Source organism: Synechococcus sp. CBW1107 (assembly GCF_015841355.1).
GTDB lineage: Bacteria > Cyanobacteriota > Cyanobacteriia > PCC-6307 > Cyanobiaceae > Regnicoccus_A.
In genome coordinates this window covers 1,028,593-1,043,182 of record NZ_CP064908.1, presented here as the reverse complement: position 1 = coordinate 1,043,182, position 14,590 = coordinate 1,028,593, and the positions used below count along the sequence as shown (strand labels likewise).

At 65.9% G+C, this 14,590-nt stretch carries 14 protein-coding genes; 4 read left to right on the top strand and 10 right to left on the bottom strand.

Annotated features, from left to right (window positions below):
* Positions 1-51: 51 nt before the first annotated feature.
* Positions 52-972 (top strand): methylenetetrahydrofolate reductase, encoded by a 921-nt coding sequence (locus tag I1E95_RS05575; protein WP_197166171.1) that lies wholly within the window; start codon positions 52-54, stop codon positions 970-972.
* Here the strand turns inward: I1E95_RS05575 and I1E95_RS05570 are convergent.
* The 6 genes from I1E95_RS05570 to I1E95_RS05545 all read right to left on the bottom strand — a co-directional run bounded on the left by I1E95_RS05570 (position 953) and on the right by I1E95_RS05545 (position 8,256).
* Complete coding sequence (locus I1E95_RS05570) at positions 953-2,137, bottom strand: NDP-sugar synthase (protein WP_197166169.1); 1,185 nt, start codon at positions 2,135-2,137, stop codon at positions 953-955. The two genes, I1E95_RS05575 and I1E95_RS05570, sit on opposite strands and share 20 nt — an antisense overlap.
* Positions 2,138-2,186: 49 nt before the next feature.
* Positions 2,187-3,065 (bottom strand): segregation/condensation protein A, encoded by an 879-nt coding sequence (locus tag I1E95_RS05565; RefSeq protein WP_197166167.1) that lies wholly within the window; start codon positions 3,063-3,065, stop codon positions 2,187-2,189.
* Between the two features lie 69 nt (positions 3,066-3,134).
* Positions 3,135-3,509, bottom strand: coding sequence for a LapA family protein (locus tag I1E95_RS05560; RefSeq protein ID WP_197166158.1), 375 nt, complete (start codon positions 3,507-3,509; stop codon positions 3,135-3,137).
* 153 nt (positions 3,510-3,662) lie between these two features.
* A complete protein-coding gene (locus tag I1E95_RS05555; RefSeq protein ID WP_231594885.1) occupies positions 3,663-5,303 on the bottom strand; it encodes an NAD(P)H-quinone oxidoreductase subunit 4 in 1,641 nt (546 codons plus the stop codon).
* Between the two features lie 131 nt (positions 5,304-5,434).
* Positions 5,435-7,450, bottom strand: a complete 2,016-nt coding sequence (locus I1E95_RS05550) for an NAD(P)H-quinone oxidoreductase subunit 5 (RefSeq protein WP_197166156.1) — start codon at positions 7,448-7,450, stop codon at positions 5,435-5,437.
* Positions 7,451-7,554: 104 nt separating this feature from the next.
* Positions 7,555-8,256 carry an NnrU family protein gene (locus I1E95_RS05545; protein WP_231594955.1) on the bottom strand — a complete coding sequence of 234 codons (702 nt, stop codon included), beginning with the start codon at positions 8,254-8,256 and terminating at the stop codon, positions 7,555-7,557.
* A gap of 214 nt (positions 8,257-8,470) precedes the next feature.
* Between I1E95_RS05545 and I1E95_RS05540 the strand changes: the two genes are divergently transcribed.
* Positions 8,471-9,472: a LysR family transcriptional regulator gene (locus I1E95_RS05540; protein WP_197166155.1), complete on the top strand. Its 1,002-nt coding sequence runs from the start codon at positions 8,471-8,473 to the stop codon at positions 9,470-9,472.
* Between the two features lie 13 nt (positions 9,473-9,485).
* Here I1E95_RS05540 and I1E95_RS05535 read toward each other — a convergent pair whose 3' ends face one another.
* On the bottom strand, positions 9,486-10,196 hold the full coding sequence (locus I1E95_RS05535) for a DUF3172 domain-containing protein (protein WP_197166154.1): 711 nt from the start codon (positions 10,194-10,196) through the stop codon (positions 9,486-9,488).
* On the bottom strand, positions 10,193-10,543 hold the full coding sequence (locus I1E95_RS05530; RefSeq protein WP_197166153.1) for an NAD(P)H-quinone oxidoreductase subunit M: 351 nt from the start codon (positions 10,541-10,543) through the stop codon (positions 10,193-10,195). Before I1E95_RS05530 ends, I1E95_RS05535 begins: the two co-directional genes overlap by 4 nt.
* A 134-nt stretch (positions 10,544-10,677) precedes the next feature.
* Here I1E95_RS05530 and pds point away from each other — a divergent pair, with 134 nt between their 5' ends.
* Positions 10,678-12,072 carry a 15-cis-phytoene desaturase gene (gene pds, locus I1E95_RS05525; RefSeq protein WP_197166152.1) on the top strand — a complete coding sequence of 465 codons (1,395 nt, stop codon included), beginning with the start codon at positions 10,678-10,680 and terminating at the stop codon, positions 12,070-12,072.
* Entirely contained in the window at positions 12,069-13,007 is a 939-nt protein-coding gene (locus I1E95_RS05520) for a phytoene synthase (RefSeq protein ID WP_197166151.1), read from the top strand. The genes pds and I1E95_RS05520 overlap by 4 nt, the downstream gene beginning before the upstream one ends.
* On the opposite strand, the gene I1E95_RS05515 is transcribed toward I1E95_RS05520, so the two are convergent.
* The gene (locus tag I1E95_RS05515; protein ID WP_231594884.1) at positions 12,958-13,992 is read right to left on the bottom strand and encodes an alpha/beta fold hydrolase; all 1,035 of its coding nucleotides are present in this window, start codon (positions 13,990-13,992) and stop codon (positions 12,958-12,960) included. The genes I1E95_RS05520 and I1E95_RS05515 overlap by 50 nt on opposite strands.
* A gap of 48 nt (positions 13,993-14,040) precedes the next feature.
* Positions 14,041-14,472 (bottom strand): RNA-binding protein, encoded by a 432-nt coding sequence (locus tag I1E95_RS05510; protein ID WP_197166150.1) that lies wholly within the window; start codon positions 14,470-14,472, stop codon positions 14,041-14,043.
* Positions 14,473-14,590 lie beyond the last annotated feature (118 nt).

The window sequence follows — 14,590 nt, the reverse complement described above, 5'->3', positions numbered from 1 at the left end:
TGTAAGCAGCGGCCGCTGACGCATGATGGGCCCTGAGCGATCCCCTGTCCCTTGCTTCTGCGCCAGGCCCTGGAGACCGGACAGTTCGCCATCACGGCTGAGGTGACCCCGCCGCGGGGGGGAGATCCCACTCGCACCCTCACAGTGGCCGCCAAGCTCCGTGGGCTGGTCCATGCCGTCAATGTCACGGACGGCAGCAGGGCCGTGATGCGCATGAGCAGTCTTGCCCTCTGCCGCCTGCTCCTCGAGGCCGGGATCGAGCCCGTGCTGCAGCTGGCCTGTCGCGACCGCAACCGGATTGCTCTCCAGGCCGATCTGCTCGGTGCCCACGCCCTCGGCATCCGCAATGTGCTTTGCCTCACCGGGGACCCGGTGGGCGCCGGGGATCAGCCGGGTGCCCGGGCCGTCAATGAGCTGGAGTCGGTGCGCCTGCTGCAGTTGCTGGGCCGCCTCAATGCTGGCCTCGATCCAGTGGAGGGCGTGCTGCCGGATGGGCCCACGGCTCTGTTCCCAGGGGCCGCGGCCGACCCCCAGTCGACCAGCTGGAGCGGACTGCGGGCGCGGGTGGCGCGCAAGCAGGAGGCCGGTGCACGCTTCCTGCAGACCCAGATGGTGATGAGCACAGAAGCGCTGCGCCGCTTCTGTGGCGAGATCAGCGAACCCCTGGGACTGCCAGTGCTGGCGGGGGTGTTTCTGCTCAAGTCGGCACGGAACGCGGCCTTCATCAATCGCGTGGTGCCGGGAGCCTCGATTCCCCAGCCGATCATCGACAGGCTGGCGGCGTCAGCGGATCCGGCGGCCGAAGGCGTGGCGATCGCCGCCGAACAGGTGCGTGCGTACCGGGCCATTGCCCAGGGGGTTCATCTGATGGCGGTGAAGGCGGAGGAGCGCATCCCCTGGATCCTGGCCGAGGCTGGCGTCTCGCCGCCAGGAGGGGCGGTGCTGACGGAGGTCAGTTCTCACCCGCACTGAGGGCGAGATCCGTGCCGAGCAGATCAGCCATCGCCTTCTGCTGGGGCGAGGGTTGCACCACATCCTGGCGGCGCACATCGGTGATCAGCCAGTCGAGGGAGGCTTCCTGCAGGTCGAAGTGGTCGCCGTTGCGATCGACGCAGTAGCGGCCGAACACCAGTTTCTCCACCAGGCGCACGCCGGCCCCGATGCGGGAGTAATCGAAGATGATCGAGTTGTCGATCGTGGCGCCTTCACAGATGTGGCAGCTCGGTCCGATCATGGCCGGCCCCACGATCGTCACGCCGGGATCGATCCGGGTCATGCCACCCACGTAGATGGGGCCGGTGACGTTGATCTTGTCCCAGTCGGCGGCCACGTTCAGACCTGTGAAAATCCCCGGGCGCACTTCCCGGCCAGGCACCTGCACCTGACGGACCTTGCCCTCGAGCACGCTGCGGATCGCCTGCCAGTAGTCGGGAACCTTGCCGATGTCCACCCATTCGAAATCCATCGGCAGGGCGTAGAAGGGCGCCCCGGCGGCGACCAGCCTGGGGAAGAGATCGGCGCCGATGTCGAAGGGAATGCCGGCGGGGATGTGATCCAGAACCTCCGGCTCGAAGATGTAGATGCCGGTGTTGATCATGTCGCTGGCGGCCTCGGCCACCGAGGGCTTCTCCTGGAAGCTCAGCACCCGGCTGTCCTGGTCGGTGACCACCACGCCGTAGCTGCTCACCTGATCCTTGGGCACCCGCTTGGTGACCAGGGAAGCCATGGCCCCTTTCTCCTTGTGAAGGCGCACGGCCTCGGTGAGGTCGAGGTCGATCAGCGCATCGCCGCAGAGCACCACGAAGGTGTCGTCGAAGAAGGGTTGAAAGGTCTGGATCTTCTTGAGGCCCCCGGCGGAACCGAGGGCGGCACCGATCAGTTCTCCGTCTTCGATGCGCCCTTCGAAGCTGTAGGCGATCTCCACGCCGAAGCGTTGGCCATCTCTGAAGTAGTTCTCGATTTCCGCGGCCAGGTGTGAAACATTGACCATGACTTCGGTGAACCCATGCTGACGGAGCAGCTCCAGCAGAAACTCCATCACGGGTTTCTGCAGAATCGGGATCATCGGCTTGGGAATCGTGTGGGTGATGGGCTGCACCCGAGTTCCCTTGCCGGCCGCGAGAATCATGGCCTTCATGGGCACCTGTCCCCTTCTGATCTGATTCAAGGCAGCCTAGTGAAGACCCTCAGGCGGCCTGCGCCTCCCGAGCCGGAGAGGGAGCTGGCACCAGTCCGTGTGGAAGCACTGACGGTCCAGCGCCCATGCCTTCCCAGCAACCCCTGAGGAACAGGGGGCCGAAGAGGCCTCCCTCCTGCTGCAGGTCGACTCTGCCCTGGGAGCAGAGGAAGAGCAGAGCCCAGAACACCCCGACACGGTCCTGGTCCAGATCCGCCGGGGCGGCCTCGGCCCAGGCTTCCACGAGCACCTCGAAGTTCACCCAGTCGCTGGCGGCCTGCCACTCCAGCAGGAAGTGGCTGAGAGCGGCGGTGGTTTCCGGCAGTTTTTCACGATGGGCCAGAGCCGCCACCTGCTCGATCGCCGCCCGCTCGCTGTAGCGAGGTCCGCGCTGCCGGGATCGTCCGCTCACGTCCCCCTGCTTCAGCCGCTCGGCGATGTCCTCCAGCTGGCGGATCAGTTCCCCCAGGGTGACGGGACGCTGCAGCGGCGGTGGTGCCACGGCCCGCCGCAACAGGTGACGCTCCGGACGGCGTGGCAGCTGAAAGGAGAGCAGCTCGAAGGATCCAGCGTCCTCCTCGTCGAAGGCGAAGGCGTCCTGCTCCAGTTCCGGTTCCGGCGGCAGGGTCTGCTGCTCGAGGATCTCGGCCTTGAGGCTCACGAGCACGGAGGCGGCCAGAAACGCCTCACTGGTGGCGGCAAGATCACTCTCGAAACTGCCTCCCTCACCGGGTCCGCTCACCAGCCGGGGGGCGCCGATCCTCTGGCGAAGCTGGTCGAGGAAGCCGTCGACCACGGCAATGACATCCACGTCCCAGGGGTCGATCTCGCCACGTTCGGCGGCATCCTGAAGCAGGCGAATCGCCAGCCTGGCGCCTGCATCAGCCAAGAACGAACCTTCCACATCTGCCGGAAACGTACCCCGTCTGGGACCCGACGGCCAGCGGGGTGCTCTCGATCAGGCTTCCTCGGGCTGGGGTTCAGGGCTCGGGGCCGAACTCTGGCCGGCGGCCGGCAGCAGACTCAACTGGGCATCCACCGTCGCCCGGTAGCGCTGCACGTCGGCTTCGAGCTCCTGGATCCGCACCTGCTGGGCCTCCAGTTCGCTCTGCTCCTGCAGTTGCTCCACCTTCTTGACGACTCCCGTCCAGACGGCGAACACCCAGGCGGCGGTGGCACCGATGCCTCCCACCACCAGCATCATCGCGGCCAGGGGAAGCGTCGCGCTCACCCCGGGAAGGAAGTGCACCGTGGTGGCGGTGGTGTTCTCCAGGGTGAACATCACCGTGGCCAGGCCAAAGCTGAAGATCAGCAGGAAGTTCAGCTGACGCATGGTTCGAGACGCTTGGGGCGAGGCGAATGGTTGAGGACTGGAGCGCTGATGGCCCGGGCGGGCCCAACTCGCTGGGAGCGTAGGCATCCCCCCTGGACAGGGGGATGGGCGGGCAGCATCCGCAGGGTTTCGTAACTCCCTTTGACTCCTCGCTCAGGGCAGCAGAGGAGCGGTCAGCAGGGGCTGATGGGGCTCCACGCCAGCACGGAGCAGAGCCAGGGGAGGGTTCTGACGAATCAGGCCCTGGCGTCCGGCCGGAATCATCCGGGCCATGGCGGCCTCCTCGCGTTGCACCAGGGCCTCGATCGAAGCGCGGTAGGTGTCGGTCATCAGGCGCGGATAGAGGCCGATGCCGATGATCGGCACCAGCAGGCAGGAGATCACGTAGATCTCGCGTGGTTCCGCATCCACCAGCTTGGTGTGGGACACCAGCTCGGTGTTCTCCTTGCCGAAGAAGATCTCCCGCAGCATCGAGAGCAGGTAGATCGGTGTGAGGATCACCCCCACCGCTGCCAGGGCGGCCATCACGATGCGGAAGCTGAGGGAGTAGGCCTCGCTGGTGACGAAGCCCACGAACACCATCAGCTCCGACACGAAGCCGCTCATGCCGGGCAGGGCGAGGGAGGCCAGGGAGCAGACGGTCCAGAGGGCGAACATCTTGCGCATCTTCTGGCCGACGCCGCCCATTTCATCGAGCTGGAGGGTGTGGGTGCGGTCGTAGGTGGCGCCCACCAGGAAGAAGAGGCTGGCCCCGATCAGGCCGTGGCTGACCATCTGCAGCATGGCGCCGCTGGTGCCGAGGGCACTGAAGCTGCCGATGCCGATCAGCACGAAGCCCATGTGGCTGATCGAGCTGTAGGCGATCTTGCGTTTGAGGTTGCGCTGGGCGAAGGAGGTGAGCGCCGCATAGATGATGTTCACCACCCCGAGCACCACCAGCAGGGGCGCGAACTGGGCGTGGGCATCGGGCAGCAGCTGCACGTTGAAGCGCAGCAGCGCGTAGCCGCCCATCTTGAGCAGGATGCCGGCCAGCAGCATGTGCACCGGCGCCGTGGCTTCCCCGTGGGCATCGGGCAGCCAGGTGTGCAGGGGCACGATCGGCAGTTTCACCCCGAAGGCGATCAGCAGGCCCGCGTAGGCCAGGACCTGGAAGCGTGTGCCGAACTCCTTCGCCGCCAGGGCGGTGTACTCGAAGGTGGGGGTGCCGCCGCCATGGAAGCCCATCGCCAGGGCTGCCAGCAGGATGAAGACCGATCCGCCGGCTGTGTAGAGGATGAACTTGGTGGCGGCGTACTGCCGTTTCTTCGCCCCCCAGATCGCCAGCAGCAGGTAGACGGGCAGCAGTTCCAGTTCCCACGACAGGAAGAACAGGAGCATGTCCTGCACGGCGAACACGGCGATCTGACCGCCGTCCATGGCCAGGATCAGCACGTAGAAGAGCCTGGGCTTGAAGGTGACGGGCCAGGCCGCCAGCACCGCCAGGGCCGTGATGAAGCTGGTGAGCAGGATCAGGGGCATCGAGAGCCCGTCGGCTCCCACCGACCAGGCCAGTCCCAGATCGGGAACCCAATCCACCCGTTCAATCAGCTGCAGTCCGGCCACGGAGGGGTCGTAGCCGTTGATGTAAGCGCCGGCGGTGACCAGGAAGGTGACCAGGGCAACGCCGAGGGCATACCAGCGGATCGTCTTGCCGTCACCTGGATCCGGGATGAAGGGGATCAGCAGGCCCGCGGCGATCGGGAACAGGATCGAAACGCTCAGCCATGGGAAGACGGTGGCGGGTGCGTCGCTCAAGGCACCAAGGGCGCCCGTGGCAACGGCAGGATCGAGCGGCACGAGGGCAGGGATCAGGTCTGGGCGGAGTGTAGAAATACCTGCCGCTCAGGCCGCCTCCAGATAAGGGATGACACACACAGTGCCCCGGCTCAGAAGCTGCTGAACAGCACCACCAGGGCGATCACACCACCGAACACGATCAGGGCATAGAACTGGGCCCGGCCGGTTTCGAAATACTTGAGGCCTTCTCCGCTGCCGAGGGTCAGCAGGCCGGTGAGGTTGACCACCCCATCGACCACCTTGGCGTCCACTTCAAGCACCTGACGCGCCAGCTTGCGGCTGCCCTGCACGAACAGCCTGTCGTTGAGATCGTCGAGGTACCACTTGTTGGCCAGGAAGGCGTTGAGGCTTGGGAACCGGGCGGCCACCAGGGTGGCCAGATCCAGCTTGTGCAGCGAGTAGGCCAGGACCGCGATCGTGATTCCGGTGATCGAGATGGCCACCGAGGCACCCGCCAGGGGGAGGAATTCAGCCCAGGAGAAGTGCTCCGCCATCTCGGCGGCTTCCCGGGGATCGAGCAGGCCGGCGAAGCGGCTGTGCCAGGGGGTGCCCAGAAGGCCGATCAGTGCCGACGGCACCGCCAGAACCGCGAGGGGCAGGGCCATCTGCCAGCCGGATTCATGGGGATGGCTGGCGTGGTGGCCATAGCCGGCACCCTCGCCCTCCGCCCCAGGCGGGAGCTTGCCGGCATCCCTGAGCAGCTGGGCCTGAACAGCCTGGTCATTGCCGCGGAACTCGCCCTCGAAGGTGAGGAAGTAGAGCCGGAACATGTAGAAGGCGGTCATGCCGGCGGTGAGAAAGCCCACCACCCAGAGAATCGGATAAGTGTTGAACGCCTGCCCGAGAATTTCGTCCTTGCTCCAGAAGCCCGCCAGGGGAGGGATGCCGCTGATGGCCACACAGCCGATCAGGAAGGTGATGGCCGTCACGGGCATGAACTGACGCAGGCCGCCCATCAGGCGCATGTCCTGGGCCAGCACCGGCTCATGACCGACCACCTCCTCCATGGCATGGATCACCGAACCGGAGCCCAGGAACAGCATCGCCTTGAAGAAGGCGTGGGTGACCAGGTGGAACATGCCGGCGACCGGGGCGCCGCAGCCCATGGCCAGCATCATGTAACCCAGCTGGCTCACGGTGCTGTAAGCGAGGCCCTTCTTCAGGTCCATCTGGGTGAGGGCGATCGAAGCCCCCAGGAAGCAGGTGATCGTGCCGACCACGGCGATCACCAGCTGCACCTGGGGAAAGGGGGCATAGACGGGCTGCAGCCGGGCCACAAGAAAGACCCCGGCCGCCACCATCGTGGCGGCATGGATCAGAGCGGAGATGGGGGTGGGACCCTCCATGGCGTCGGGCAGCCACACATGCAGGGGGAACTGGGCCGATTTGGCCATGGGTCCCAAGAACACCAGCAGGCAGAGCAGCACAGCCGCACCGTTGGAAAGGCTGCCGCCCGCCACGGCGTCCGCCAGGCGGGAGCCGATCTCCTCGAAGCCGAAGGCGCCCGTGGCCCAGAACAGCCCGAGGATGCCCAGCAGCAGGCCGAAGTCGCCGACCCGGTTCACCACGAAGGCCTTCTGGGCGGCGTTGGCGGCACCGTCCCGGTCGTACCAGAAGCCGACCAGCAGGTAGGAGCACATCCCCACCAGCTCCCAGAACACGTAGATCTCGAGCAGGTTCGGGCTGATGACCAGGCCCAGCATCGAACTGCTGAAGAGGGCCAGGTAGGTGAAAAAGCGCACATAACCCTTGTCGTGGGCCATGTAGCCATCGGAATAGACCATCACCAGCAGGGCGATGGTGGTGACCAGGGCGAGCATCACGGCCCCGAGGGCATCCACCCGGAAACCCATCTGCAGATTGAAGCTGCCCGCGCTGGCCCAGTCGAAGAGAACCTCGGTGGCTGGAGCTCCCGCCAGCTGCTCGGCCAGCACGGCGAAGCTGAGCACCGCGGCCGCCCCGACACAGCTCAGCAGCAGCAGGGCCACCGGCTTGCGCAGTCGGTTGACGGTTCGATTGAAGCTGATCAGGCCGAGGCCGGTGATGGCCGCCCCAGCAAGGGGCAGAACGGGGATCAACCAGGCAAGTTCGGCAGCCGACGTCATCCAGCTCAGGGTGCGGGCCACCGGAGTGTAAGCAGCCTGCCCAGGTGGTTCGGGCTGTGTGTTGGACCGCGATCAGGGCCTTCGGCCTGGAGTCACGGGCACGCTCAACCCAGCAGCCGACCCAGCGGTCCCCCCAGAAAGGCCCCTGCCGCCAGGCCGAGGAAACGATGACTCCACCAGAACAGACCGATGGCGATGGCGATCCCCAGCTGGGCCGGCCGCAGGAATTCCCCCCAGACCAGCTGCTGGCGGCCGTCGAGCACCGCGAGGAAGGGAATCACCGACGTGCTGGCTCGCAGGTCCTCGAACGCCTCGCCGAAGCGGGCCCGCAACCGCCGGTCGCCATGCCAGACCGCGAACAGATGGTGGCCGATCAGGCCCGCGCAGGTGACCAGCATGAAGCTGCTGCCGATCCAGAGGAGGTGGGTGGCGCACCAGAGCACCTGACCCACCGCCTGGGGATGGCGGCTGATGCGGATGATCCCGCTGGCGTACAGACGGACCCGGGGCTTGAGCAGCGCCGGGATCTCCAGCAGGTTGTACGTGGCCGGGTAGAGAAAGAAGAAGCTGATGGCCGTACCCACCCAGACCAGGGGGATCAACCCGGGGGTTCCCTGGAGGTTCCAGAGCCGAACGCCCTCGTAGCGGTGGGCGATGAAATACCCCACCACCACCACGGCCGCCGGGATGCTCGCGGCGGCGAACAGCAGACGCCACAACCGGGCCCCGACGCGCTGTTCCGCCTGGACCCGCAGGGCTGCCCCCCCGCTGTGCAGCAGGGCGAATCCCAGCAGCAGGGCGATCATCACGAGGCTGGAGCGGTGCTCCGGCGGCACGGCGGCAAGGCTGTCGGTGAGCTGGGCGAAGCAGGGCGGAGACAGGGCCACGAAGCCGCAGCGGAAGCGGTGATTCTGACGGAGATGTCATTCCATCCCGGCCTGGGATCACGGGGCCCGGGGTTCCGGAGTTTCCCCTTTAGAGTTTCTTCTTCCAGCCGGAGCCAGGCCCAGGGCCCATCCCATGGCTGATCTGCCCTTCACCCTCGATCAGCTGCGCATCCTGCGCGCCATCGCCAGCGAGGGCAGCTTCAAGAAAGCTGCCGACAGCCTCTACGTCACCCAGCCGGCGGTGAGCCTGCAGATCCAGAACCTGGAGAAGCAGCTGGATGTGCTGCTGTTCGACCGGGGCGGGCGCAAGGCTCAGCTCACCGAGGCCGGTCACCTCCTGCTGAGCTATTGCGACAGGATCCTGAGCCAGTGTCAGGAGGCCTGCAGGGCCCTCGATGATCTCCACAACCTGCGCGGTGGTTCCCTGATCGTGGGCGCCAGCCAGACCACCGGCACGTATCTGATGCCCCGCATGATCGGGCTGTTCCGCCAGAAATATCCGGATGTGTCAGTGCAGCTCCAGGTGCACAGCACGCGCCGCACCAGCTGGAGCGTGGCCAACGGTCAGATCGATCTGGCGATCATCGGTGGCGAGCTGCCCACGGAACTGGCCGATCTCCTCCAGGTGGTTCCCTACACCAACGATGAACTGGCCCTGGTGCTGCCGGTGAAGCACCCCCTGGCGCGTCTGCCCGAGCTGCACAAGGACGACCTCTACCGCCTCGGCTTCGTCTGCCTCGACGCCCAGTCGACCACCCGCAAGATGGTGGACCATCTGCTGGCCCGATCCGGTCTGGAGGTGCAGCGCCTCAAGATCGAAATGGAGCTCAATTCCTTCGAAGCGATCAAGAACGCCGTGCAGTCGGGCCTCGGTGCGGCCTTCCTTCCGGTGGTCTCGATCGAGCGCGAACTCGCCACGGGCAGCCTGCACCGCCCGATCGTCGCCGACCTGCTCGTGCGCCGTCAGCTCAAGCTGATCACCCATCCGGCCCGCTACTGCTCCAGGGCTTCAGAGGCCTTCCGCCGTGAGGTGCTGCCGGTGTTCGCCAGTGCTGACAGTCCTCTGCGCCAGCCCGCGGTGCGGACGGCTCCCTCCCCTGTGGAGGCCGTGGCCCAGACGGCCTCGGCCTCCTGATTCCGGGGGCTGATCAGAACTGGTCGGCTTCGGGAGTGAGGCCGGTGGCGTCGTCGGCTGCGCCGGCAATGCCCCGGGTCTGGAACTTGTTGCCGCTGATGTCGGTCTGGTAGACGCAACGCACGATGGGCTTGTCTCGGATCGAGCCGATGTAGGCAAAGGTGTTCATGCGCTGCTTGCACTGGCGCATCTGCTCGGAGGTGACCGCGCCCTCCTTCTGGAGCACGCTCCAGTTCTCCCGACGGATCACGCAGCCCGGCTGCAGGGTGGGCTGGGTCACGAAGCTGCTGCTCGGGTTCATGGTGGTGTAGAGCTCCACATCCATCACGAAGGCACTGGCCCCCCACTGCTTGCAGAATTCGGGATCGGGCACCGCCAGATCCAGTTGCTGGCTGCTGGCGATGTTGCCCTGGTTGCCAGGTGTATTGCTCGAGAGGGCCGTGCCGATGCCGATGCCGAGCACCAGCACACCCGCCAGCACGGCGATGGTGCCGACATTGAGCTGAATAGGACTGCCTCCGCCCCCTCCACCACCGGCTCCGCCATTGCCTCCGTTGCCGCCGCCGCCACCCCCGCGCTCGGCCGTCGTCCGCCGGGAGCGGGGCGCTCGTTCGTAGGCCTCGTAGGGATCGCGTCCCTCAGCAGCCGGCCTGGCACGGGTCTCGCCGCCACGGCCATAGCCCCCCCGGCCGAGGTCGCCACGGTCGTAACGGGAGCGGGTCAAGAGGCCTCCGGTGTGCGGGGCAGGCCCATGGAGTAATTCAGGACACGGGCTTCCGGGTTGTAGCGCAGCTCACCGGCCTGGAGCAGCTGTCGCATGAAGCCCTCGAGATCCGAGCCGATCCGGCGCAGGTTGTACTCGCTCAGGTCGTGGCCGGCGCTGGCTGACACCAGCTCGCGGAACCGCTGCTGGACCTTGGCGAGAACGGGTGCATCCCAGAGGAATTCGTTGTCGGGATCGAGATCCAGGGTCAGCTGGCTGGGATCAGCGATCAGCTGGCCGTCCTCCACCCGGGCGGTGAACACCCTCACGTGGCGGGTGGTGGACTTGAGCAGGCTGGCATCGACCATGGCTGGGGGTCGTGGGCAGGCAGAACGCCTCACGGACCTCGACTTTAGGAACCCCCGTGGCCTCCGGGCTGCTCCCCGGGACGCCGCTGCCAGCGGCAGCCCTTTTATGGTTGCCGTTGACTTTTCGATTTCCCATGCGCGTCGCCATCGCCGGAGCAGGCCTTGCCGGTCTCTCCTGCGCCAAATACCTCAGCGATGCGGGCCACACGCCCGTGGTCCTGGAGGCGCGCGATGTGCTCGGTGGGAAGGTGGCCGCCTGGCAGGACGAAGACGGCGATTGGTACGAAACCGGTCTGCACATCTTCTTCGGGGCCTACCCCAACATGCTGCAGCTCTTCGCTGAGCTTGGCATCGAAGATCGTTTGCAGTGGAAGGACCACGCGATGATCTTCAACCAGAAGGATTCACCTGGCAGCTACAGCCGCTTCGATTTCCCGGACCTGCCTGCCCCCCTCAATGGTGTGGCAGCGATTCTCGGCAACAATGACATGCTGAGCTGGCCTGAGAAAATCCAGTTCGGTCTTGGTCTGGTACCGGCGATGCTGCGTGGCCAGAATTATGTCGAAGAGTGTGACAAGTACTCCTGGTCGGAATGGCTTGAGCTTCATAACATCCCCAAGCGGGTGAATGATGAAGTCTTCATCGCCATGAGCAAGGCCTTGAATTTCATCAATCCTGATGAGATTTCAAGCACAGTGATCCTCACGGCTCTGAACCGCTTTCTTCAGGAGAAGAACGGCTCGAAGATGGCCTTCCTCGATGGCAACCCTCCCCAGCGGCTGTGCGCACCGATCGTCGACTGGATCCGTGAGCGGGGTGGCGAGGTGCACCTCAACAGTCCCCTGCGCCGGATCGAGCTCAACGGCGACGGCAGCGTGTCAGGATTCCGTCTGGCTGGCGTTCAGGGCCAGGAGACACGCCTGCTGCAGGCTGACGCCTACGTGAGTGCCCTTCCCGTGGACCCACTCAAGCTGCTGCTGCCTGAGCCCTGGAAGCAGCTGCCCTTCTTCGAGAAGCTGGAGGGCCTCCGGGGAGTGCCGGTGATCAACATCCACCTCTGGTTCGACCGCAAGCTCACGGACATCGATCACCTGCTGTTCAGCCGCTCCGATCTGCTCAGTGTCTACGCCGACATGAGCAACACCTGCCGGGAGTACGCCGATCCGGAGCGCTCGATGCTGGAGCTGGTCTTCGCCCCAGCCGAGGAGTGGATCGGCCGCAGCGACGAGGCCATCGTGGAGGCCACCCTCAACGAGCTGCGGCGGCTGTTCCCGGATCACTTCACCGGCGAGGACCAGGCCCAGCTGCGCAAGGCACGGGTTGTGAAGACACCGCTCTCCGTTTACAAGACGGTGCCAGGCTGCCAGCAACTGCGACCGACGCAGGACACGCCGATCGCCAATTTCTTCATGGCCGGTGACTACACGATGCAGCGCTACCTCGCTTCGATGGAAGGGGCCGTTCTCAGCGGAAAGCTCTGCGCTGAGGCCGTCTGCCAGAGCCGGGCCTTGGCTCCTCAGGCGGTGTGACCGTGCTGGCTGCCTCCACCTCGGTGTCCTGTCCTTCCCTGCCGACCCTGGAGGAGGCTTACCAGGCTTGTCGCCAGGAAACAGCCCAGTGGGCCAAGACCTTCTACCTCGGCACCCTGCTGATGCCCCCGGCGAAGCGGCGGGCGATCTGGGCCATCTATGTCTGGTGCCGCCGCACCGATGAGCTGATGGACAGTCCACAGGCCCAGGCCCTGCCGGTGGAGTGCCTGGCCGAGAGGCTCGATCGCTGGGAAGAGCGCACCCGCTCGCTCTTCAGTGGACAGGTGCAGGACGCCCTCGACCTGGTGATGGTCGACACCCTGCAGCGCTATCCCCAGCCGCTTCAGCCGTATCTCGACATGATCGAGGGTCAGCGGATGGATCTGCAGCGCCACCGCTATGCCCGCTTCGAGGACCTGGAGCTCTACTGCTACCGGGTGGCGGGCACGGTGGGGCTGATGACCCAGGAGGTGATGGGCCTGGATCCCGCCTACACCTCAGCCCCCTGGAGCGAGCGGCCGGACACCTCCAGCGCGGCCGTGGCCCTGGGCATCGCCAACCAGCTCACGAACATCCTCCGGGATGTGGGCGAAGACCGGGCCCGCGGGCGGATCTATCTGCCCCAGGAGGATCTCGAGCGCTTCGGTTACTCCGAGGCGGATCTGCTGGCCGGTACCCTCAACGACAACTGGCGAGCCCTGATGGACTTTCAGTTGCGCCGGGCCCGCCAGTGGTTTGCCCGCTCCGAAGCGGGAGTGCGCTGGCTCTCGGCGGATGCCCGCTGGCCGGTGTGGGCTTCCCTGCGGCTGTACCGGGGCATCCTCTCTGTGATCGAGCAGCTCGACTACGACGTGTTCAGCCACCGGGCCTACGTGCCTCGCCCGCTCAAACTGCTCGATCTTCCCTGTTCTTTTGTGATAGCCCAGTCGCGCTGAGCCACTCGATCAGGATCGGGTTCACCAGCTGCGGGGCTTCGTCGTGGGGGCAGTGGCCGAGTCCCGGCAGCAGCCGCAGCTCACGAATGCAGGCGAACTGCTCAGCCCATTGCCTGGCCTCTGCTGGATTCTCCCAGGGATCCAGCTCGCCCCAGATCATGCGCACCGGCACGGGGCCCAGACGCGCGAGGATCTCCGGAGCGAGGTGGTCATCGAAGAGGTTGACGAAGCCGCGGAAGCTCTCCGGGGCTCCGGAATCGGTGCTGGGGCGAAAGAGCAGCTCCACCAGGGCGTCGTCGACGTTGGCGCCGCTGGGATAGGCCATGGCCAGCACCCGCCGGATGAAGGCGGGCCGTGCCAGGGTGCGGAAGAGGGGGGCGATCAGCCAGCGCTGGCGCACCAGTTGCTTGATCAGAGGACGGCTGAGGCGCTGCGGCCAGGGCAGGAGCGCCACTCGTTTCTCATCAAGAGTGCGCTGAGCGCAATCGATCAGGATCACCTGGCGTGGTGCCAGGCCGCGATCCACCAGCAGTTCAGTGGCCCGCAGGGCCACCACGCCGCCAATCGAATTGCCGACCAGCTGCAGGCTGGGCGCCTGGCCCGACGGGCCTGTGGTCGCCGAGCCCAGGATCCAGGTGGCGAAGTCGGCCACCTGCTCGGCCCAGAGATCAAAGCCATAACCGACAGCCCCCGCTCTGGCGGTTTCCCCGCGCAGCTGGGAGCAGGGCTTGTCACTGGAGCCGAATCCCAGCAGGTCGATGGCGTAGGTGGAAAAGTGCTGCCCCAGTTCGGGCAGGTTGTGACGCCAGTGGCCGCTGGATGCCCCGAAGCCGTGGATCAGCACCACAACGTCCTGAGCGGATGGCGTCGATGAGCTGGTGTCGTCCGAGCTCTGTTCCGGGGCCTGGCTGGTGAAGCCGATCGAATGGCCTCGCCAGCACCAGTGCTGGAGCGGGCGAGGACCATCAACAGCTGGATCAGTCACGCACCAGGCCTGAAGGGAGCGAACGGGGACCCGGCTTGGACCGCTGCCTCAGACGGCTGCGGTCTGGTTGGCCAGGAGCGACTTGAGCTTGGCCAGTTCGCCGGCCCAGCGTGGATCGGGAGCGCCTTCGGTGATGTCGTCACTGTGCACCACCTTGTTGACCGCCTTGCGGGCCACGGTGGCCGTGGCACCAGCGCCACGGCGGTCGGTGCTGGGGGCCGCGCCACGGGAGTCGCGCCGCTCGGAGCGCTCGATGCGCAGGCTGTTACCACCGAAGTCGCGACCGTTGAGCTGCTCGATCACCGCATCAGCGAGCTTCTCGTCGTCGACGTTGGCGAAGCCGAAGCCTCGGCAGGCGCCGGTTTCACGGTCCTGAACGGTCTTGAATCGCACGCCTTCACCGACGGAGGTGAACAGGGCTGTCAGTTCCTTGTCATCGAAGCTCTGCGGCAGGTTGCCGACGTAAAGACGAACGCTCATGAAACGAGGGGAGGAAGGGAAATGTTTGACCGATGGCGGAGTGTTGATCGATGAACAGGTTGGTCTGGAGAGCCAGTGGCTCGGAAATCCCTTGACGAAACCTCAGACGATCAGCCGA

Excerpts from the sequence above, each read along its gene's own strand:
- I1E95_RS05570 (WP_197166169.1), bottom strand. The coding sequence starts at position 2,137 with ATGAAGGCCATGATTCTCGCGGCCGGCAAGGGAACTCGGGTGCAGCCC.
- I1E95_RS05560 (WP_197166158.1), bottom strand. The coding sequence starts at position 3,509 with ATGCGTCAGCTGAACTTCCTGCTGATCTTCAGCTTTGGCCTGGCCACG.
- I1E95_RS05550 (WP_197166156.1), bottom strand. The coding sequence starts at position 7,450 with ATGACGTCGGCTGCCGAACTTGCCTGGTTGATCCCCGTTCTGCCCCTT.
- I1E95_RS05545 (WP_231594955.1), bottom strand. The coding sequence starts at position 8,256 with ATGATCGCCCTGCTGCTGGGATTCGCCCTGCTGCACAGCGGGGGGGCA.
- I1E95_RS05540 (WP_197166155.1), top strand. The coding sequence starts at position 8,471 with ATGGCTGATCTGCCCTTCACCCTCGATCAGCTGCGCATCCTGCGCGCC.
- I1E95_RS05530 (WP_197166153.1), bottom strand. The coding sequence starts at position 10,543 with ATGGTCGATGCCAGCCTGCTCAAGTCCACCACCCGCCACGTGAGGGTG.
- pds (WP_197166152.1), top strand. The coding sequence starts at position 10,678 with ATGCGCGTCGCCATCGCCGGAGCAGGCCTTGCCGGTCTCTCCTGCGCC.
- I1E95_RS05510 (WP_197166150.1), bottom strand. The coding sequence starts at position 14,472 with ATGAGCGTTCGTCTTTACGTCGGCAACCTGCCGCAGAGCTTCGATGAC.